Annotated in this window: 18 protein-coding genes; 15 read left to right on the top strand and 3 right to left on the bottom strand. The window is 67.9% G+C overall.

Annotated elements, in window-relative coordinates; all coding sequences use genetic code 11:
* Position 1 precedes the first annotated feature (1 nt).
* Positions 2–730 (bottom strand): ribonuclease PH, encoded by a 729-nt coding sequence (rph, locus tag LF41_RS03410; RefSeq protein ID WP_036165953.1) that lies wholly within the window; start codon positions 728–730, stop codon positions 2–4.
* Positions 731–816: 86 nt separating this feature from the next.
* Between rph and LF41_RS03405 the strand changes: the two genes are divergently transcribed.
* From LF41_RS03405 to LF41_RS03365, 9 genes are all read left to right on the top strand, one after another.
* Positions 817–1,677 carry a YicC/YloC family endoribonuclease gene (locus LF41_RS03405; RefSeq protein WP_036165950.1) on the top strand — a complete coding sequence of 287 codons (861 nt, stop codon included), beginning with the start codon at positions 817–819 and terminating at the stop codon, positions 1,675–1,677.
* 8 nt (positions 1,678–1,685) lie between these two features.
* Positions 1,686–2,315 (top strand): guanylate kinase, encoded by a 630-nt coding sequence (gene gmk, locus LF41_RS03400; protein WP_036166162.1) that lies wholly within the window; start codon positions 1,686–1,688, stop codon positions 2,313–2,315.
* A 105-nt stretch (positions 2,316–2,420) separates the two neighbouring features.
* On the top strand, positions 2,421–2,720 hold the full coding sequence (gene rpoZ, locus LF41_RS03395; protein WP_036165947.1) for a DNA-directed RNA polymerase subunit omega: 300 nt from the start codon (positions 2,421–2,423) through the stop codon (positions 2,718–2,720).
* A gap of 65 nt (positions 2,721–2,785) precedes the next feature.
* Positions 2,786–4,975 carry a RelA/SpoT family protein gene (locus tag LF41_RS03390; RefSeq protein ID WP_036165944.1) on the top strand — a complete coding sequence of 730 codons (2,190 nt, stop codon included), beginning with the start codon at positions 2,786–2,788 and terminating at the stop codon, positions 4,973–4,975.
* A 40-nt stretch (positions 4,976–5,015) separates the two neighbouring features.
* Positions 5,016–5,399, top strand: coding sequence for a RidA family protein (locus LF41_RS03385; protein WP_036165941.1), 384 nt, complete (start codon positions 5,016–5,018; stop codon positions 5,397–5,399).
* A gap of 18 nt (positions 5,400–5,417) precedes the next feature.
* Complete coding sequence (recG, locus tag LF41_RS03380; RefSeq protein WP_036165938.1) at positions 5,418–7,526, top strand: ATP-dependent DNA helicase RecG; 2,109 nt, start codon at positions 5,418–5,420, stop codon at positions 7,524–7,526.
* Between the two features lie 18 nt (positions 7,527–7,544).
* Positions 7,545–8,477, top strand: a complete 933-nt coding sequence (locus LF41_RS03375; protein WP_036165935.1) for a nucleoside hydrolase — start codon at positions 7,545–7,547, stop codon at positions 8,475–8,477.
* Positions 8,478–8,585: 108 nt separating this feature from the next.
* On the top strand, positions 8,586–8,834 hold the full coding sequence (locus LF41_RS03370) for a type B 50S ribosomal protein L31 (protein WP_036165933.1): 249 nt from the start codon (positions 8,586–8,588) through the stop codon (positions 8,832–8,834).
* A gap of 247 nt (positions 8,835–9,081) precedes the next feature.
* Positions 9,082–10,371, top strand: coding sequence for a citrate synthase (locus LF41_RS03365; RefSeq protein WP_036165931.1), 1,290 nt, complete (start codon positions 9,082–9,084; stop codon positions 10,369–10,371).
* A 46-nt stretch (positions 10,372–10,417) separates the two neighbouring features.
* Here LF41_RS03365 and LF41_RS03360 read toward each other — a convergent pair whose 3' ends face one another.
* Both LF41_RS03360 and LF41_RS03355 read right to left on the bottom strand, forming a co-directional pair.
* Positions 10,418–11,065 (bottom strand): hypothetical protein, encoded by a 648-nt coding sequence (locus LF41_RS03360; RefSeq protein ID WP_036165928.1) that lies wholly within the window; start codon positions 11,063–11,065, stop codon positions 10,418–10,420.
* Between the two features lie 50 nt (positions 11,066–11,115).
* The gene (locus tag LF41_RS03355; protein ID WP_036165925.1) at positions 11,116–13,608 is read right to left on the bottom strand and encodes a penicillin-binding protein 1A; all 2,493 of its coding nucleotides are present in this window, start codon (positions 13,606–13,608) and stop codon (positions 11,116–11,118) included.
* Positions 13,609–13,828: 220 nt separating this feature from the next.
* On the opposite strand from LF41_RS03355, the gene LF41_RS03350 reads away from it, so the two are divergent.
* The 6 genes from LF41_RS03350 to LF41_RS03325 form a co-directional block, all read left to right on the top strand.
* The gene (locus tag LF41_RS03350) at positions 13,829–14,887 is read left to right on the top strand and encodes a pilus assembly protein PilM (RefSeq protein WP_036165923.1); all 1,059 of its coding nucleotides are present in this window, start codon (positions 13,829–13,831) and stop codon (positions 14,885–14,887) included.
* Positions 14,887–15,597: a PilN domain-containing protein gene (locus LF41_RS03345; protein ID WP_036165919.1), complete on the top strand. Its 711-nt coding sequence runs from the start codon at positions 14,887–14,889 to the stop codon at positions 15,595–15,597. The genes LF41_RS03350 and LF41_RS03345 overlap by 1 nt, the downstream gene beginning before the upstream one ends.
* Entirely contained in the window at positions 15,594–16,283 is a 690-nt protein-coding gene (locus LF41_RS03340; protein ID WP_036165916.1) for a type IV pilus inner membrane component PilO, read from the top strand. Before LF41_RS03345 ends, LF41_RS03340 begins: the two co-directional genes overlap by 4 nt.
* A complete protein-coding gene (locus LF41_RS03335; protein ID WP_036165913.1) occupies positions 16,283–16,816 on the top strand; it encodes a pilus assembly protein PilP in 534 nt (177 codons plus the stop codon). The genes LF41_RS03340 and LF41_RS03335 overlap by 1 nt, the downstream gene beginning before the upstream one ends.
* 12 nt (positions 16,817–16,828) lie before the next feature.
* Positions 16,829–18,733 carry a type IV pilus secretin PilQ gene (locus LF41_RS03330; protein WP_036165911.1) on the top strand — a complete coding sequence of 635 codons (1,905 nt, stop codon included), beginning with the start codon at positions 16,829–16,831 and terminating at the stop codon, positions 18,731–18,733.
* 120 nt (positions 18,734–18,853) lie between these two features.
* A partial coding sequence (locus LF41_RS03325) for an AAA family ATPase (RefSeq protein ID WP_036165909.1) occupies positions 18,854–19,722 on the top strand: 869 nt, incomplete at its 3' end.

The following is a 19,722-nucleotide window of genomic DNA, read 5'->3' as shown; positions in this document are numbered from 1 at the left end:
TTCACCCTTGCGCCAACGCCTCGCGCTGCGCGGCGAGCAGTTGCGCGATGCCGCCCTCGGCGAGCGAGAGCAGGCGGTCGAGTTCGTCGCGGCGGAAGGCGTGGCCCTCGGCCGTGCCCTGCAATTCGATGAAGCCGCCGCCGTCGTTCATCACGACGTTCATGTCGGTGTCGCAGCCACTGTCCTCGGCATAGTCGAGATCGAGCACCGGCACGCCCTTGTAGATGCCGACGGACACGGCGGCCACGGCGCCGAAGATCGGGTCCTTCGTGATTTCGCGGCGCGACCGCAACTGGCGGACCGCGTCGACCAGCGCGACGTACGCGCCGGTGATGGCGGCCGTGCGCGTGCCGCCGTCGGCCTGCAGGACGTCGCAGTCGAGCGTGATGGTGCGCTCGCCCAGCGCGGTGCGGTCGACGCAGGCGCGCAACGCGCGGCCGATCAGGCGCTGGATCTCGAGCGTGCGGCCGCCCTGCTTGCCGCGCGCGGCCTCGCGGTCGGAGCGCGTGTGCGTGGCGCGGGGCAACATGCCGTACTCGGCCGTGACCCAGCCTTCGCCCTTGCCGCGCAGGAACGGCGGGACCTTGTTGTCGACGCTGGCGGTGCACAGCACGCGCGTGTCGCCGAAGGAGACGAGCACCGAGCCTTCGGCATGGCGCGTGAAGCCGCGCTGGAGGGACACCGCCCGCAATTGCTCGGGCATGCGGCCGCTGGGGCGCACGACGGTCATGGAATGGTCCGGGGGGAACGCAGGATGCGGGCGGCTAGATTACCATCCGCCCTCCGCCGCCCCGGCAGCACCGCATTGGACGCCACGTGATCCGCAGCATGACCGCCTTCGCTTCCGGCGAGCGCACGACGCCCTGGGGCACGCTGGCGTGCGAGCTGCGTTCGGTGAACCACCGGTTCCTCGAAATCGGCACGCGGCTGCCCGACGACCTGCGCGCGCTGGAACCGGCGCTGCGCGAACGCATCGGCGCGCGGATGTCGCGCGGCAAGATCGACGTCGGCATGCGCCTGCGCGCGCCGGAAGGCGGCGAGTCGCTGCGCGTGGACGCCGCGGTGGTCGACCAGCTGGCCGGCATCGCGCGCGAGATGTTGCCCAAATTCCCGATGATGCAGGTCGGCTTCACCGAGCTGCTGCAATTCCCCGGCGTGCTCGGCACTCGCGCGACCGATACCGCCGCGCTGCACGCCGAAGCACTGGCGCTGCTGGATGGCGTGATCTCCGATTTCGTCGCCGCGCGCGAACGCGAAGGCGCGAGCCTCGCCGCCGTGATCGGCGAGCGCAACGACGCCATCGCCCGCATCGCCGCCGACGTGCGCACGCTGGTGCCGCAGATCCGCGCGGCGTTGAAGGTCAAGCTCGAAGCGCGACTGGCGGACCTGGCGCAGCCCGTCGATCCGGGCCGCTTCGAACAGGAACTCGTGCTGGGCCTGCAGAAGCTCGATGTCGACGAAGAACTCGACCGGCTCGACAGTCACGTGGCCGAGCTCAAGCGCGCGCTGAAGCAGAAGGAGCCGGTCGGCCGGCGCCTGGATTTCCTGCTGCAGGAGTTCAATCGCGAGGCCAATACGCTCGGCAGCAAGTCGGTCGATGCGCGGACGTCCAACGCGGCGGTCGAGCTGAAGGTGCTGATCGACCAGATCCGCGAACAGATCCAGAACATCGAATGAGCAGCCCGATGCGCGGAACCTTGTTCATCGTCGCCGCGCCCTCGGGCGCCGGCAAATCCAGCATCGTCAACGCGTGCCTGGCGCGCGACCCCAACATCCGGCTGTCGATCTCCTTCACCTCGCGCGGCCCGCGCCCCGGCGAGCGGCACGCCGAGCACTACCACTTCGTCAGCGCGGATCAGTTCCAGGCCATGGTGGCGGCGGGGGACTTCTTCGAGCACGCGCTCGTGCATGGCGACTGGAAGGGCACGGCCAAGCAGTCGGTCGAACCGCAACTGGCGGCCGGGCACGACGTGCTGCTGGAAATCGACTGGCAGGGCGCGCAGCAGGTCCAGAAGCAGGTGCCGGACGCGGTGAGCGTCTTCATCCTGCCGCCTTCGCGCGAAGCCCTCGAGCAGCGCATGCGCAAGCGGGCGCAGGACAGCGAAGACACGATCCGCAAGCGCCTGGCCGCCGCCCGTGAAGAGATGTCGCACTACGACGAGTTCGATTACGTCATCGTCAACGAGCACTTCGACGCGGCCGTCGACGAGATGTGCGCGATCTTCGTGGCCAGCCGCCTGCGCCGGCCGATGCAGCAGGCGCGCCACGGGGGCCTGATCGCGGCCCTGCTGGCGGACGATGGGGCCGCTTCGTGAACGTAACTGCCTGATTTCCAAAGAAGCGGCTTGCACCCGGAACGGCCGCCCCCCTACAATCGCGACCCTTCTGAAGTCAGCCAGGCCGCAAGGCCCCGGAGCCCCATGGCCCGCATTACCGTCGAAGATTGCCTGGAAGTGGTCGATAACCGCTTCGAACTCGTGATGATGGCCGCCAAGCGCGCGCGCCAGCTCGCCAATGGCGTCGAGCCCCGCATCGACAACTCCGAATCCAACGACAAGCCGACGGTCCTCGCCCTGCGCGAGATCGCCGCCCGCCAGATCGACACCGATTACATCGATGCCGTCGACAAGGCCGAACGCGAGCGCAAGGAGCGCGAAGCCCTCGAATGGGCCGCCGCCGAAGTGGTCGCCGACGACGACATGTCCAAGGGCGACGATTGAACCGACGACAAGCCCCGCGATGCGGGGCTTTTCGTTATGGGGGGCAAAAGCGGTAGGCTCCTCGCATGCCGTCCCCCGAACCCGCGCATCTGCTCGCCGATCCGCCGACGACCCCGGTGGTGCCCGAGTACGTCCTCGCGCTGGAGAAGGCCGCCTCCTACCTCCCGCATGACCAACTCGGCCTGCTGCGCCGGGCATGGGCCGTCGGCGCCGCCGCGCATGTCGGCCAGACCCGCAAGTCGGGCGAGCCCTACATCACGCACCCCGTCGCCGTGGCGACGGTGCTGGCCGAGGAACGCCTCGACGTCGAAACGCTGATCGCCGCAATCCTGCACGACACCATCGAGGACACGCCGCTCACCCGGCTGGCGATCGCGAAGGAATTCGGCGAAACCGTGGCCGACCTGGTCGACGGCGTCACCAAGCTGGACAAGCTCCAGTTCCGCGACCGCCAGGAAGCGGCCGCCGAAAGCTTCCGCAAGATGTTGCTGGCGATGGCGCGCGACCTGCGCGTGATCCTGATCAAGCTCGCCGACCGCCTGCACAACATGCGCACGCTCGGCGCACAGAGCATCGAAGCGCGTCGCCGCATCGCCACCGAGACGCTCGAGATCTACGCGCCCATCGCGCAGCGCCTGGGCATGAACCTGATCAAGGCCGAACTGCAGGACCTCGGGTTCCGCGGCCTGCATCCCTGGCGCCACGCGGTGATCGAAAAGCGCATCCGCATGCAGCCGGTCGTGCGCCGCGAATCGCTGACGCAGATCGAAGCCCGCCTGGCGCAGCGCCTGACGAAGGAAGGGTTCTCGTATCGCCTCGTCGGCCGCATCAAGTCGCCGTGGAGCATCTACAGCAAGATGCGCACGGAAGGAAAGACGCTCGACCAGGTGATGGATGTCTTCGGCTTCCGCATCGTCGTGCGCACGGTGCCCGAGTGTTACCACGCCCTCGGCGTCGTCCACACCGCGTTCAAACCGCTCGACGGCCGCTTCCGCGATTTCGTCGCGATCCCGAAGGCCAACGGCTACCAGTCGCTGCACACCGTGTTGTTCGGGCCGTACGGCTCGCCGATCGAAGTGCAGATCCGCACCGAGGAAATGGACCTCATCGCCGAGCGCGGCATCGCGGCCCACTGGTCCTACAAGCACGGCGGCGAGACGCCGACGAGCGCGCAGAGCCGCGCGCACCAGTGGATCGCCAACCTCGTCGAATCGCAGCGTTCGACCGGCTCGTCGCTGGAGTTCCTCGAGAACGTCAAGGTCGATCTGTTCCCCGACGAGGTCTACCTGTTCACGCCGAAGGGCGCGATCCTCTCGCTGCCGCGCAACGCCACCGTGCTCGACTTCGCCTACGCGGTGCACACCGACGTGGGCAACAAGGCCGTCGCCGCGCGCGTCGACCGCGCGCTGGTGCCGCTGCGCACCAAGCTGGTGAGCGGGCAGACGGTGGAGATCATCACCGCCAAATCCTCGACGCCCAAGCCGCAGTGGCTCGAATTCGTCGTCTCCGGCAAGGCGCGCACGGCGATCCGCCACCAGCTCAAGCACCTCGAACACGAGGACGCCGTGCAGCTCGGCCATCGCATGCTCGACCGCGCGCTGGAAACCCTCGGCACCTCGCTCGACCGCCTGCCGCAGCAACACCTCGACACGTATCTGTCCGAACATCGCTATCCGCGCCTGGAAGCGCTGCTGGCCGACATCGCGCTCGGCAACCGCATGCCTTCGCAGGTCGCGAACGTGCTCGCTCGCCGCGCGCCGGACGTCGCAGACGCAAGCGAGCTGCTCGACGCGGCGGGTCTGTTCCGGCCGTCGACCGACCGCATCCTGATCACCGGCGCCGAGCGCGGCGTGATCACCTTCGCCAACTGTTGCCTGCCGATCCCCGGCGACGACATCATGGGTTACCACACGGCGGGGCGCGGCATCGTGGTGCATCGCATCGAGTGCCCCAACGTCGTCGAGTTGCGCAAGTCGCCCGAGCGTTGGGTGCCGGTCGGCTGGGACCGCGAAGTCACCGGCGATTACCAGGCCGCGCTTAAGATCGAAGTCGATAACCGCCCGGGCGTTCTCGCGCAGGTGGCCGCGGCGATCGCGCAGGCCGAGTCGAATATCGACCGCGTCGAATACGTCGAACGCGACAGCAACATCAGCGCCATCCGCTTCTCGATCGAAGTGCACGACCGCAAGCACCTGGCCGACGTGATCCGACGCGTGCGCCGCCTGCACGTCGTGCACGGCGTGCAGCGGCTCTGAGGCCGCTACACTTCCGCATCTCGTCCACGGAGCTTGCCCGATGCCCCGCCAGCCCATCCACACCGACCGCGCACCGGCGGCCATCGGGCCGTATTCGCAGGCCACGCGCGCCGGCGACACGGTGTTCCTTTCGGGCCAGATCGCGCTCGACCCCGCCACCGGCCTGATCGTCGAAGGCGGCATCGAGGCGCAGGCGCGCCGCGCGTTCGACAACCTCAAGGCAGTGTGCGAAGCGGCCGACGGGTCGCTCGATGACGTCGTGCGCCTGGGCCTGTACCTCACCGACCTGAGCCAGTTCGCGGTCGTGAACCAGGTGATGTCGGATTATTTCGACGCACCGTTCCCCGCGCGTTCGACCATCGAGGTGTCCGGCCTGCCGCGCGGGGCGCAATTCGAAGTCGACGCCATCCTCGTCCTGCGCTGATCGCACCACGACCATCGCGTGGCGCGCGTCGCTAAACCGCTTCCCGGGTTCGCCGCCGTCGGCGACACGCGCCTGTCGACGCTCGCCCGCGTCGGCCCCGTCGTCGCCGAAAAGCTCGCCACGCGGGGCCTGCTCACCTTGCAGGACCTGTGGCTGCACTTGCCGCGCCAGTACGAAGACCGCACGTCGCTCACGCCGATCCGCGCGCTGAAGCCGGGGCAGGCGGCGCAGGTCGAAGGCATCGTCGAAGCGGTCGATCGCGGGTTTCGTTTCCGTCCTTCGCTGCGCGTGGCCATCGGTGATGAATCGCAGGGCACGCTCGTGCTGCGGTTCTTCCATTTCCGCGCGCAGCAGGCGGCGCAATTCGCGCCGGGCACGCGCGTGCGCTGCTACGGCACGCCGCGCGCGGGCGCCAAGGGCATGGAGATGGTGCATCCGAGCTATCGCGTCGTCGGCGACGCCGGGGATGCGCTCGGCGAGTTGCTCGATCCGGTGTATCCGGCCATCGAAGGCATCGGCCCCGGCGCGTTGCGCAAGTTGATCGGGCAGGCGCTCGACAAATTGCCCGAGGCCGAAGCGCTCGAACTCTTGCCGCAGGCGATGCGCGACGAACTCGCGTTGCCGTCGTTGCGCGATGCGCTGCTCACGATGCACCGCCCGCCGCGCGATGCGGACCTCAACGCCTTGCTCGCGGGCACGCACCCTTCGCAACAGCGCCTTGCGCTGGAAGAGCTGCTCGCGCACAACCTCAGCCTGCGGCGCCAGCGCATCGCGTTGCAGCGGCATCGCGCGCCGGTGCTCGATTCCCGCGGCGTGCTCGCGGGGCGATTGGAGAAGTCGCTGCCGTTCGCGCTGACCGGCGCGCAGGCGCGCGTGTTCGCGCAGGTGCGTCACGACCTGGCACAGCCGCACCCGATGTTGCGGCTGGTGCAGGGCGACGTCGGCAGCGGCAAGACGGTGGTCGCCGCGCTGGCCGCGATGCTCGCGGTGGAAAAACAGCAACAGGCCGCCTTGATGGCGCCGACGGAATTGCTCGCCGAACAGCATCTGGCGAATCTGCGCGGATGGCTCGAACCGCTCGGCGTGCGCGTGGCCTGGCTTGCCGGCAAGGTCACGGGCAAGGCGCGCGCGTCGGTGCTGGCCGCGGTCGCGTCCGGCGAGGCGCAGGTCGTCGTCGGCACGCACGCGTTGATGCAGGAGGGCGTGGTGTTCGACGACCTCGCGCTGGCGATCGTCGACGAGCAACACCGCTTCGGCGTGCACCAGCGCCTCGCGCTGCGCGACAAGGGCGCCGGCGGAGACAGCGTGCCGCACCAATTGGTGATGACCGCGACGCCGATCCCGCGCACGCTCGCGATGGCCGCCTATGCGGACCTCGACGTCTCGGCCATCGACGAGTTGCCGCCGGGCCGCACGCCGGTGCAGACCGTCGCGCTCAGCAGCGATCGCCGGCCCGAATTGATCGAGCGCATCCGCGCCGCCTGCGCCGAGGGCCGCCAGGCCTACTGGGTATGCACGTTGATCGACGATTCGGACGAGGTGATCGCGCAAGCGGCGCAATCGACGTTCGAGATGTTGTCCGCCGCATTGCCGTCCGTGCGCGTCGGCCTCGTGCACGGGCGCATGAAGCCCGCCGAAAAACAGGTGACGATGCGTGCGTTCAAGGAAGGCGCGATGGACCTGCTGGTGGCCACGACGGTGATCGAAGTCGGCGTCGACGTGCCCAACGCGTCGCTGATGATCATCGAGAATGCCGAACGCCTCGGACTGTCGCAATTGCACCAGTTGCGCGGACGAGTCGGGCGGGGCAGCGCGGTGTCCTCGTGCGTGCTGCTGTACCAATCGCCGCTGTCGATGATGGCCAAGCAGCGCCTGGAGACGATGCGCGAAACCAACGACGGCTTCGTGATCGCGGAGAAGGACCTCGAACTGCGCGGCCCGGGAGAACTGCTCGGGACGAAGCAAACGGGCCTGGCCGCGTTCCGCGTCGCCGATCTCGCACGCGACGCCGCGATGCTGCCGCAAGTGCGCGCACTCGCCGACCGCCTGCTCGCCGACGACCCCGCGCTCGCCGATCGCGTCATCGACCGGTGGGTCGGCGGCGCGGCGCGTTACGCTTCCGCCTGATTCCCTATTCGAAACGCCATGACCCGCATCCCGCTCCTGATCGACACCGATCCCGGCGTCGACGACGCACTCGCCCTGCTGATGGCTTTCGACGATCCGCGCCATGACGTCGTCGGGCTGACCATCGCCGCGGGCAACGTCGGCCTGCAACACACCGTGCGCAACGCGCTGAAACTGTGCGAAGTCGCAGGACACCCCGTGCCCGTGTTCGCGGGCACGCAGGAACCGCTGCTGCATCCGGCGCGCGATGCCGGTTACGTGCACGGCCTCGACGGTTTCGGCGACATCGCCTACGACGCGCCGACGCGCGCCGCGGAAGCCGAACACGCCGCGCTCGCGATCCTGCGCCTGTCGCACGCGCATGCCGGCAAGTTGCTGCTCGTCGCGCTCGGCCCCCTGACCAACCTCGCGCTTGCGCTGAAACTCGACCCGACGCTGCCCTCGCGCATCGCCCGCCTGGTGGTGATGGGCGGCGCGGTCACCGCGCACGGCAACATCACCGCCGCCGCGGAATTCAACATCGCCTTCGACCCGGAAGCGGCGCACATCGTGTTCAACGCCTTCCCGCGCACCGACCTCGTCGACTGGGAAGCGGTGATGGCGCACGGCTTCCCGCACGATCGTTTCGAACGCTGGCTGCAGGCCGACTCCCCGCGCGCGCGCTTCTACGACGCGATCTCGCGCCGCACCCGCGACTGGGCCGCCGACCGCCGCGGCGAGGATTGGCACTCCGCCGACGCCCTCGCGATGGCGCATGCGCTGGCGCCCGAAGGCGCACTGGAAATCGCCGAACGCCCGATGACCGTCGAACTCGCCGGCCGCCACACGCGCGGCGCCACGGTCGTCGACTGGCGCCGCGAAGAAGGCCGCCCCGACAACGTCGCCATCCTGCTGCGCTACGAGCAGGCGGCGTTCGAGGCGCGACTGGCGTCCGCGCTGGCGGCCCGCTGAGCGCGGCGGCGGGGCGGATTCATCATTCCGCCGCCCGACCGGGTTGCGCCGGACTCAGCCGCCCGGCTAGAATGCCGCTCTTCCCTAGCTCAAGACCCGGTGGCAGCCATGAAGGCCGGCATCCATCCCGAATACCGTGACGTCGTCTTCCACGACGTGACCTCCGATTTCAAGATCCTCACGCGCTCGACGCTTTCCTCCAAGGAAACGACGAAGTGGGAGGACGGCAACGAGTATCCGCTGATCAAGGTGGAAGTCTCGTCGGCCACGCATCCGTTCTATACGGGCAAGAACAAGCTGGTCGACACCAGCGGTCGCGTGGACAAGTTCCGCAAGCGCTACGGCGCCGCCAAGTAATTCGCGATACGTGCAGGCCTCGCGCCTGCCGACGACGGCCGCCCCAGGGGCGGCCGTTTTCGTTTGCGCGCCTGCGCCGGACGCCCGTTTTTTAGTGCATTCCCTCAGTTTCGGTGCAACGCCGTAGGTCGAAAGTACGAGCGTCCCGAAAACGGTTCCCATGCAATAATTCCGGCCTTCCGCGGCGTGCCCGCGGCTCGTCGCCGCCCCCTCGCGCGGGGCGTTTCGTTATTCCAAGGAGTGCGTTGTGTCCAAACTCGACCAGGTGTCGTTGACCGCCGGCGACAAGAACGTCGCGCTGCCGGTGCAGCATCCCGTGCTGGGCCAGCCGTGCATCGACATCGCGAAGCTGCCGAAGGAAACCGGCTGCTTCACGTACGATCCGGGCTTCACCGCCACGGCCGCGTGCAAGTCGGCCATCACCTACATCGACGGCGACGCGGGCGTGCTGCTGTATCGCGGTTACCCGATCGAGCAACTGGCCAAGAACTCCAGCTTCCTCGAAGTGGCCTACCTGCTGATGCACGGCGAGCTGCCGTCGAAGACCGAGTTCGACGCCTTCGACCACGAGGTCACGCATCACACGATGATGCACGAGGCCTTCCGCACGTTCCTGTACGGCTTCCGCCACGACGCGCACCCGATGGCGATGATGGTCGGCATGCTCGGTTCGATGGCGAGCTTCTACCACGGCTCGCTGGACCTGGAAGACGCCGAGCAGCGCCGCCTCGCCGCGATCCGCCTGATCGCGAAGGTGCCGACGATCGCCGCCGCGTGCTATCGCTATTCGATCGGCTGGCCGATCCGTTATCCGAAGAACAACCTCGAGTACACCACGCGCTTCCTGCACATGATGAAGGAAGTGCCGAGCGAGCCGCTGGAGCTCAGCCCGGTCGCCGCCAAGGCGCTGGACCTGCTCTTCATCCTGCACGCCGACCACGAGCAGAACGCATCCACCTCGACGGTGCGCCTCGTCGGTTCCACCGGCGCCAACCCGTATGCGTGCGTCGCCGCCGGCGTCGCCGCGCTGTGGGGCCCCGCGCACGGTGGTGCGAACGAAGCCGTGCTCAAGATGCTCGAAGAGATCGGCCGCCCGGAAAACGTGGGCTCGGCCGTCGCCAAGGCGAAGGACAAGGAATCGGGCTTCCGCCTGATGGGCTTCGGCCACCGCGTGTACAAGAACTTCGATCCGCGCGCCAAGATCATCCGCGAGATGACCTACCAGGTGCTCGGCGAGCTCGGGGTCAACGATCCGCTGCTCGACGTGGCGATGAAGCTGGAAGAAGCCGCGCTGAAGGACGACTACTTCGTGCAGCGCAAGCTCTACCCGAACGTCGATTTCTACTCGGGCATCATCTACAAGGCCCTCGGCATCCCGACGGAGATGTTCACCGTCATGTTCGCCATCGCGCGCACCGCCGGCTGGGTGTCGCATTGGCTGGAACAGCAGACCGACCCGGAAGCCAAGATCGGCCGCCCGCGCCAGATCTACACCGGCTACGCCGAACGCGACTACGTCGATCTGGCCAAGCGCTGACCGGCACGGTGTCCCAGGGAAAAGCCCCGCGAACGCGGGGCTTTTTTCATGCGCGCGATTCGTAACCGGCGATTTCGTCTTCCGCGATCAACTCGCGCAGTTGCGACAGCGACGCGCGCTTCATCGGCTTCTCGTCGATCGCCGACAACGGCGCCTGCCGCAACGCATCGCGCGGCAGCACGGTCAGGTCGAACGTCAGCTCTTCGGCGCTGAACACCCACACCGGCACGTCGCCCGCGCGCTCGCGGTCGAAGCGCACGCGGCGCGCGCGCGATTCGGCGGGGATGCCGTGTTGTTCGAGGAAGCGCGAAGCCGAATCGGCATCGTCGGTGTACAGGTGCAGCGCGACGGGCGAATTGCGGTCGGCCGTGCCGTCGAGCACGGGGCCGACCAGGCGCGGATCGAATGCGTGGAAGAACTCCAGCGCACGCAACGCGGCCTGCCGTCGTTCGCGCAATCCGCTCGCCTGCGCATCGCCCTGGAACAGGCGCTGGTATTCGCGCAGCGCGTCTTCGATCTCGCGATTGCGCGGCAGCGATGCGTCGTCGTGGATGCCCAGGCGCTCGGCGGCCTTGCGCTTGGCCTGGTGGAAATCGCGAATGCCGCCTTCGGCCATCAGGCGCGCCGCCTCGTGGGCGAGGCGGCGCCTGCGTTCGTTGGTCCGGGTCTGCGCGTGCTGGCGGGCGTGGTGCATGGCGCGTCTCCCGGATCGACCCGGGCCGACTCTACCGCATCGGCCCGTGATCAGAAGATGTCGTACGTGTCCTCGCTGGGCGCCGCGTCGTCGGGACCGTAATCGACGTAGGTTTCCATGCGTTCGAGGTCTTCGGCCTTCACCCACTCGGTGATGCCGCCGCTGCTTGCGGGCACCAGGTGACCACCGGGACCCACCGCGACTTCCACCATGCCTTCGGGCGGATCGTTGGCCATCACCGGGCGGCCTTCGAGCGCGACGCGCATGTAGTCGATCCAGATCGGCAACGCGGCCTTGCCGCCGTATTCGCGGTAACCGAGCGACTTGTAGTCGTCGCGGCCGACCCACACGGTCGTCGCCATGTTGCCGCCGAAGCCGGAGAACCACGCATCGCGGTGGTCGTTGGTCGAACCGGTCTTGCCGCCGATGTCCTCGCGGCCGAGCACCTTCGCCGCGGTGCCGGTGCCGCGCTGCACGACGTCGCGCATCATCGACACAAGCTGGTAGGCGACGCGTTCGTCGATCGCGCGCGGTGCGAGCGTCGTGCCTTCGGCGATCTTCTGCGGTTCGACCGGCTTGGACGTGCGCACCGTGGCGGCGGGCGCCGGCGTGTTGCCGAGGTCGAAACCATCGACGACCGTCGAGGTCACGAGCTGCCCGTTGCGCATGCCGCAACCGCGGCACGCAACCGCCGGCTTCTCCTTGAAGATCACCTTGCCGCTGCGGTCCTTCACTTCGTCCACGAGCCAGGGCGTGACGAGGAAGCCGCCGTTGGCGAAGACCGCGTAACCGCGCGCGACCGCGAGCGGCTGCAGCGACGAGCTGCCGAGCGACATCGACAGATTCGGCACGAGCTGGTCGATCGGGAATCCGAAGTGGCTGATGTACTTGCGCGCGTAGTCCACGCCGATGCCGTCGAGCAGGCGCACGGAGACGAGGTTGCGCGATTGCACCAGCGCTTCGCGCAAGCGCATGGGGCCGGCGAAGTTGCCCGTGTCGTTCTGCGGACGCCACAGGTGGCCGACGCGATCGCGGAACACGACCGGCGCATCGAGCACGATCGAGGCCGGATTGAAGCCGCGTTCGAACGCCGCCGCATACAGGAACGGCTTGAAGCTCGAGCCCGGCTGGCGGCGCGACTGCGTGGCGCGGTTGAACTTGTTCGCCGCGAAGCTGTAGCCGCCGACGAGCGCACGCAACGCACCGGTGTCGGCTTCCATCGAAATCAGCGTGGACTGCGCGCGCGGCACCTGGTCGATCGCGTAGGTCGGCGTGGCATCGGCCGGCGGCGGCACGGACTTGCCGTCCTTGCCGACGGTGGGCTTGGGCATGTCGCGGCGCACGCGCACGATGTCGCCGCGCTTGAGCAGGGCGGCGGGGGAGCGGCCAGTCCACTGGCTCGCCTTCGCATCCAGTTCCAGTTCGGTGCCGTCGGCGAGCATCACCGTCGCGCTGCTGCCCGCGGTGCCGGTGACGAGCGCCGGCAGCAGGTTGCCTTGCGAGACGATGCCGCGCAGGTGCGCACGCAGTGCGTCGGGCGTTTCGTTCGCCTGCAGTTCGACCTGCTTTTCCGCGCCGCGCCAGCCATGGCGATGGTCGTACGTCGCCAGACCGTCGCGGATCGCCTGCTCGGCGGCGGCCTGGTAGGCCGGGTCGATCGTCGTGGTGACGTGGTAGCCCTTGGTGAGCACGTCGCCGCCGAACTTCGCGACCATCTCCTGGCGCACCATCTCCGCCACGTACGGCGCGTACACCTCGATGGGGCGCTCGTGCGGCGTGGCGTGCATCGCCACCGCCGCGCTGGCCTGCTCATCGCCGGCGGAAATGAAGTTCAACTCGCGCATGCGTTGCAGCACGTAGTCGCGGCGGATCTTCGCGCGCTCGGGATTGGTGATCGGGTTGCCGCTGGAGGGGAACTTCGGGATGGAGGCGAGCGTGGCCATCTCGTCGAGCGAGAGCTGGTCGAGCTTCTTGCCGAAGTAGAACTCCGCGGCCGCGCCCACGCCGTAGGCGCGATTGCCGAAGAACGACTTGTTGAGATACAGCTCGAGGATCTCGTCCTTCGTCAGCTCGTTCTCCATGCGCATCGCCAGCATCATCTCGGCGAACTTGCGCGAGTAGCTGTATTCCGAGCTCAGGAAGAACTGGCGCGCCACCTGCTGCGTGATCGTCGACCCGCCCGGCACGCGCTTGTCGTCGGTGGTGGCGAGCAGCCACACCGCGCGCGCGACGCCCTTGTAGTCCACGCCGTGGTGCTCGTAGAAGCGCGCGTCCTCGATGGCGATGAAGGCCTGCTTCAGGCGCGGCGGGACCTTCTCGATCTCGATGGGGTAGCGCCGCGTTTCGCCGAACAGGGCCATCAGGCGCCCGTCGCGCGCGTACACGTAGAGGGGCTCCTGCAGCTCGACGTTCCGCAGCTGGTCCACGTCGGGCAGCTTGGGCGCGATCAGGAAGTAGAGGAGGCCAAGTCCCAGGACACCCAGGACGGCCGCGCCGAGGAAACCCGCCAAACCCCAACGCAGCACACGACGAAAACGAGACATCAAACCAATCCGATTGCGGCCTTCTTGGGGCAAGGAGTATAGAGGAGGCGTGGGAAACGTCCGGGCGGCCGGAAACCGTCGCCAAGGCCGTTCAGGTAGGGGAATGTCGGACTTGTGATCGGCGCCCGGGGTTGGGGAGGTTGCCAGATCGTTTAAAGTCCGTTATTTAATGCTTCGGGGCACGAAGTGCGCGTAAGCGCCCGTGAATAGGGGAGAAAACGTGGGACTGATCACAAATAGTCAGCCGCCGCTGATCGGGGTCGACATCAGCTCGACCGCCGTCAAGCTGCTGCAGCTCTCCCGCTCGGGGAATCGTTACCGCGTGGAGCACTACGCGGTGGAACCGCTGCCGCCGAACGCGGTGGTGGAAAAGAACATCGTCGAGGTGGAAGCCGTCGGCGAAGCGATCAAGCGCGCCGTCGCCCGCTCCGGCGCCCGCGCGCGCCATGCGGCCGCGGCCGTCGCCGGGTCGGCGGTGATCACCAAGATCATCCCGATGCCGGGCGACCTCGACGAGAACGACCTAGAATCGCAGGTCGAGCTCGAGGCGGTCAACTACATCCCGTACCCGATCGAGGAAGTGAACCTCGACTTCGAGGTGCTGGGCCAGATGCCGGGCAACGCGGAAATGGTGCAGGTGCTGCTCGCAGCCTCGCGCACCGAAAACGTCGATGCCCGCGTCGCGGCGCTGGAGCTGGGCGGCCTCACCGCGAAGGTGATGGACGTCGAGGCCTTCGCCATCGAGAACGCGTTCTCGCTGCTCTCCGACACGCTGACCGCGCCGCGCGACGGGATCATCGCGCTGGTCGACACCGGCGCGACGATGACCACGCTCAACATCCTGCGCAACGGCCGCAGCCTCTACAGCCGCGAGCAGGTCTTCGGCGGCAAGCAGCTGACCGACGAAGTGATGCGCCGCTACGGCCTGAGCTACGAAGAAGCCGGCCTGGCCAAGCGCCAGGGCGGGCTGCCCGAGAGCTACGACATCGAAGTCCTCGAGCCCTTCAAGGAAGCGATGGTCCAGCAGGTCAGCCGCCTGTTGCAGTTCTTCTACGCCGGCAGCGAGTTCAACCGCGTCGACCAGATCGTCCTCGCCGGCGGTTGCGCCTCGATCCCCGGCATCGCCGCGATGGTCGAAGAGCAACTGGGCGTGCCGACGGTGATGGCCAACCCGCTGGCGCAGATGACGCTCGGTCCGCGCGTGCAGGCGCACGCGCTGAACCAGGATGCCCCCGCGCTCATGATCGCCTGCGGCCTGGCCATGAGGAGCTTCGACTGATGGCACGGATCAACCTCCTCCCCTGGCGCGCTGAGCGCCGCCGCCAACGCCAGAAGGAATTCATGGCGATGGTGGGTGCGTCCGCGCTCGGCGCGGTCGTCGTCGCCTTCCTGATCTACATGTTCTACAACGTGCAGATCGACGGGCAGACCGAGCGCAACAAGTACCTCGAAGACCAGATCACGCAGGTGCAGGCCAAGATCGACGAGATCAAGTTGCTCGACGAGAAGAAATCCAAGCTGCTCGCGCGCAAGACGGTCATCGAAGAATTGCAGGCCAACCGCTCGCAGATGGTCCACCTGTTCGATTCGCTGGTGCGCACCATCCCCGATGGCGTCACGCTGATGTCGATCCAGCAGAACGGCGACCTGCTCACGCTCAAGGGCCGCTCGCAGTCCAACGCGCGCGTGTCCACCTACATGCGCAATCTCGAGAGCTCCGGGTGGATGACCAACCCCGAGCTTTCGGTGATCGAAGCGCGTGGCAGCAACAAGGGCCTGCCGTACGAGTTCAGCCTGCAGGTCAAGCTGGCCAACCCGAACGCGCCGAAGGACGAAAACAAGGACGGCATCCCGGACACCGTGCCGCAGATCGCGCCGCCCACCGACGTGACGCCGCCCGCGCCCACCGGCACTGCCGCCGCGCCCGCCAACGCCGCGCCGGCGCCCGCCGCGCCCGCTGCCGCCCCGACCAATGGAGCCGCGCCATGAGCCAGAAAACGATGGCGCTCAAGGACGTCAACTTCAACAACACCGCGTCCTGGCCGCAGTCCTACAAGATCCTGTTCTGCGGAATCATCGCGGCGGTCATCATCGGCCTGGCTTGGTACTTCGTGGTCACCGACCAGCGCGCCGAACTCGCCGACCTCGACCGCAAGGAAGGCGAACTGCGCGCCTCCTTCGAGGAAAAGCAGGGTCGCGCCGCCAACCTCGAACCGCTCAAGCTCCAGCTCGTGCAGATGGAACAGCAGCTCCAGCAGATGCTGCGCCAGCTGCCGAGCAAGACCGAGATGCCGGACCTGATCATCGACATCTCGCAGACCGCGCTCGCCACCGGCATCACCAACGAGCTCTTCCAGCCGGGTCCGGAAGCGCCGAAGGAGTTCTACGCCGAGAAGCCGATCCAGCTGCGCATGGTGGGCACCTACCACCAGTTCGGCGCGTTCGTCAGCGGCGTGGCCTCGCTGCCGCGCGTGGTCATCATGACGATGCACAACATCGTGCTGACTCCGCGCAACCCCTCGCCGGGCGCCAAGATCGGCCCGAACAGCGTGTTGCAGCTTGCCGGTACGGTGAAGACTTACCGTTATCTCGACGACAACGAGACCGGCGCCGGCGCCGGTGCGCCCGCCAAGGGCGGCAAGAAGCCCGCAGCGCCGAAGGGAGGGAAGAAGTAATGACTTCCAAGCACACCTCCCGCATCTTGCTGGCGCTGGCCTTGCTTGCGCTCGCCGCCTGCGGCCGCAGCGTCACCAGTGGCCCGGACCCGGCCAACAACCTTGAAAAGTGGGTCGCCGAAGTGAAGGCGCGCCCGGCACCGCCGCTCGATCCGCTGCCCGTCATGCAGCAGTTCGAAACCTTCGAATACGCCGCCCAGGCGCTGCGCGATCCGTTCAGCGAAGCCTTCAGCGACGTGAGCGGCGGCAGCGGCCCGCGCCCGGATCCGAACCGGCCGAAGCAGACGCTCGAGCAGTTCCCGCTCGACAGCCTCGACATGGTCGGCACGATCGGCGGCGGGGCCAACCTCCTCGCGCTGGTCATGGCGCCGGACAAGGTCACTTATCGCGTTCGCCCAGGCGTCTACATGGGGCAGGCCGACGGTCGCGTGACCGCGGTGTACGAAGACCGGATCGAACTCGTGGAATTGGTGCCGGACGGAGCGGGCGGCTGGCTGGAACGCCCTGCGACGGTCGCGCTCGAAGATCAATAAGGGGAAAGGACGATGACCGTAACCAATGCCACACCGATGCGGCCTGCACGGCGCCCCTTCCTCCGGGCGGGCGCCCTCGGGCTCGCGATCGGGCTCGTGACGGCTTTCGGCGCAGCCGATGCCGCACAGGCATCGCGCGTCCTGGCGGCGCAGTCGGCCGCGGCCAACACGGCCACCGCGCCCACGCCGAGCCTGGATCCGAGCAAGAACCTGCCCGGCACGATCTCGGTGTCCAACATCGACTTCAAGCGCGGCGACGGCGGCTCCGGCCGGCTCAGCCTGCGCTTCAACGGCGCCGGCGCCATCCCCGACATGCGCAATGAAGGCTCGCGCGTGATCATCGACGTGGGCAACGCCAAGTTGCCGGCCTCGCTGAGCAAGCCGCTCAACGTCGCCGACTTCGCCACGCCGGTGCAGCGCATCGACGCACGTGCCGACGGCGCGGGCACCAAGCTCGTGTTGGCCACCAACGGCAACTTCGAGTCGATGGCCTACCAGTCGGGCAACGAGTACGTCGTCGAGATCGTTCCGCGCGCCGCCGCCGCGAAGCCGGCGCCGGGTGCGAACGTCGGTGCCACGGCCTCCAACACCCCGGTCCGCGCCTACGGCGGCCGCCCGGTCACGTTCAACTTCCAGGACGTGCCAGTGCGCACCGTCTTGCAGCTGATCGCCGAGGAGTCCAACCTCAACATCGTCGCCTCCGACACCGTGTCGGGCAACGTGACGCTGCGCCTGATCAACGTGCCGTGGGACCAGGCGCTGGACATCGTCCTGCGCGCCAAGGGCCTCGACAAGCGCCGCGACGGCAACGTGGTGTGGGTCGCGCCGCAGGATGAAATCGCCAAGTACGAGCAGGCGAAGGAAGACGCGCGCATCGCGATCGAAAACCGCGCGGAGATGATCACCGAGTACGTGCCGATCAACTACGGCAACGCCGAGGACATCGCCAAGCTGCTCACCGAGGAAAGCAAGTCGAGCTCGGGCGGCGGCGGTGCCGGCGCCACCAACCAGCGCGGCTTCCTCTCCCCGCGCGGCAGCATCAGCTTCGACCGCCGCACCAACACGCTGCTGGTCATCGACATCCCGTCGAAGGTCTCGGAAATCCGCCGCCTCGTCAGCCTGCTCGACAAGCCGGTCGACCAGGTGTTGATCGAAGCCCGCATCGTGATCGCCACCGAATCCTTCGCCCGCGAACTGGGTGCGAAGTTCGGCATCGCCGGCGGCAACAACAACGTGCTGTTCAACGGCTCGGTCGCCGGCAACACGGCCAACAGCGTCACGCCGCGCCCGAACCCGCCGCCGAACAAGACGCTCAACGTCAACCTGCCCGTCGTCGATGCCGCCGGTGCGCTCGCACTGTCGATCATCAACGCCGGCTACGTGCTCGACGTCGAACTCTCCGCGCTGCAGGAAGAAGGTCGCGGCGAAGTGATCTCCAACCCGCGCATCGTCACCAGCAACCAGAAGGAAGCGGTGATCCGCCAGGGCCAGGAAGTCGGTTACGTGACGATTTCGCAGCAGCAGGGCGCCGGCGCCGCCGCCATCCCGAACGTCCAGTTCAAGGACGTGCTGCTCGAGCTCAAGGTCACCCCGACGATCACCAACGACGGCCGCGTGTTCCTCAACATGGCGGTCAAGAAGGACGAAATCGAAGGCTTCGTCCAGTCGGGCATCGGCGACGTGCCGCAGATCAACAAGCGTGAGGTCAACACGGCGGTGCTGGTCGACAACGGCCAGACGGTGGTGATCGGCGGCGTGTACGAATTCCGCGACCGCGCCGACGTGACCAAGGTGCCGTGGCTGGGTGATCTCCCGGTGATCGGCAACCTCTTCAAGAAGAAGGGCCGCACGAAGGAGAAGGCCGAGCTGCTGATCTTCGTGACGCCGAAGGTGATGCAGGTCGCCCAGCGCGGTTGATCTTCCGCACCGAAGGATGAATGCAACGGGGCCTCACGGCCCCGTTGCCGTTTCCGGATGAACCAACGGCCGGGGAACCAGTCAAACTCGGCCCGTCACCCTCTCGGATCCCCCGCCCGGATGGACAGCCGCGCCGAGCCCCGCACCGATCCGCCTTCCCGATTGCACGCCGCGTTCGCGGCCCTGCGCGACCAGCTCTCCGCGGAGATCGTCGGGCAGGGCGAACTGATCGAACGCCTCCTCATCGCGCTGCTCGCCGACGGCCACCTGCTCGTCGAAGGCGCGCCGGGCCTGGCGAAGACGAGCGCGATCCGCGCACTCGCCGCGCGCCTGGACGCGGCATTCGCGCGCGTTCAGTTCACGCCCGACCTGCTGCCCGCCGACCTCACCGGCACCGAAGTCTGGCGCCCACAGGACGGCCGCTTCGAATTCCAGCCCGGCCCGATCTTCCATCCGATCCTGCTGGCCGACGAGATCAACCGCGCGCCAGCGAAGGTGCAGTCCGCGCTGCTCGAAGCGATGGGCGAGCGCCAGGTGACCGTCGGGCGGCAGACCTATCCGTTGCCGGCACTGTTCCTGGTGATGGCCACGCAGAACCCGATCGAACAAGAGGGCACCTTCCCGCTGCCCGAAGCGCAACTCGATCGCTTCCTGATGTACCTGCGCATCGGCTACCCGGCCGCCGCGGCGGAAACCGAAATCCTGCGCCTGGCCCGCGAACGCGCGCGCACCGTGCTGCAAGCCACGGGCGAGGCGATCGAGCGCATGCCCATCGACACGGTGTTCGAAGCGCGCGCCGCCGTGCTCGACCTGCACCTGGCACCGCCGGTCGAGCGTTACCTCATCGAACTCGTCCTGGCCTCGCGCGAACCCACGCGCTACGACGCCGCGCTCGCGCGCCGCATCGCCTGGGGCGCCAGCCCGCGCGGTTCCATCGCGCTGGAACGCTGCGCGCGGGCGCGCGCCTGGCTCGCGGGCCGCGACTTCGT

Origin of the sequence: Lysobacter dokdonensis DS-58 (assembly GCF_000770795.1) — a bacterium.
Classification (GTDB): Bacteria; Pseudomonadota; Gammaproteobacteria; order Xanthomonadales; family Xanthomonadaceae; genus Noviluteimonas; species Noviluteimonas dokdonensis.
The sequence above is the reverse complement of the archived record's forward strand: the minus strand, read 5'-3'. Positions and strand labels throughout refer to the sequence as shown.

Bases quoted from the DNA above. Each gene is read 5' to 3' on its own strand.
- LF41_RS03355 (WP_036165925.1), bottom strand. From the start codon at position 13,608: ATGTCTCGTTTTCGTCGTGTGCTGCGTTGGGGTTTGGCGGGTTTCCTC.
- gmk (WP_036166162.1), top strand. From the start codon at position 1,686: ATGCGCGGAACCTTGTTCATCGTCGCCGCGCCCTCGGGCGCCGGCAAA.
- LF41_RS03370 (WP_036165933.1), top strand. From the start codon at position 8,586: ATGAAGGCCGGCATCCATCCCGAATACCGTGACGTCGTCTTCCACGAC.
- rph (WP_036165953.1), bottom strand. From the start codon at position 730: ATGACCGTCGTGCGCCCCAGCGGCCGCATGCCCGAGCAATTGCGGGCG.
- rpoZ (WP_036165947.1), top strand. From the start codon at position 2,421: ATGGCCCGCATTACCGTCGAAGATTGCCTGGAAGTGGTCGATAACCGC.
- LF41_RS03335 (WP_036165913.1), top strand. From the start codon at position 16,283: ATGACTTCCAAGCACACCTCCCGCATCTTGCTGGCGCTGGCCTTGCTT.
- LF41_RS03385 (WP_036165941.1), top strand. From the start codon at position 5,016: ATGCCCCGCCAGCCCATCCACACCGACCGCGCACCGGCGGCCATCGGG.
- LF41_RS03360 (WP_036165928.1), bottom strand. From the start codon at position 11,065: ATGCACCACGCCCGCCAGCACGCGCAGACCCGGACCAACGAACGCAGG.
- LF41_RS03345 (WP_036165919.1), top strand. From the start codon at position 14,887: ATGGCACGGATCAACCTCCTCCCCTGGCGCGCTGAGCGCCGCCGCCAA.
- LF41_RS03330 (WP_036165911.1), top strand. From the start codon at position 16,829: ATGACCGTAACCAATGCCACACCGATGCGGCCTGCACGGCGCCCCTTC.
- LF41_RS03390 (WP_036165944.1), top strand. From the start codon at position 2,786: ATGCCGTCCCCCGAACCCGCGCATCTGCTCGCCGATCCGCCGACGACC.
- LF41_RS03340 (WP_036165916.1), top strand. From the start codon at position 15,594: ATGAGCCAGAAAACGATGGCGCTCAAGGACGTCAACTTCAACAACACC.
- LF41_RS03375 (WP_036165935.1), top strand. From the start codon at position 7,545: ATGACCCGCATCCCGCTCCTGATCGACACCGATCCCGGCGTCGACGAC.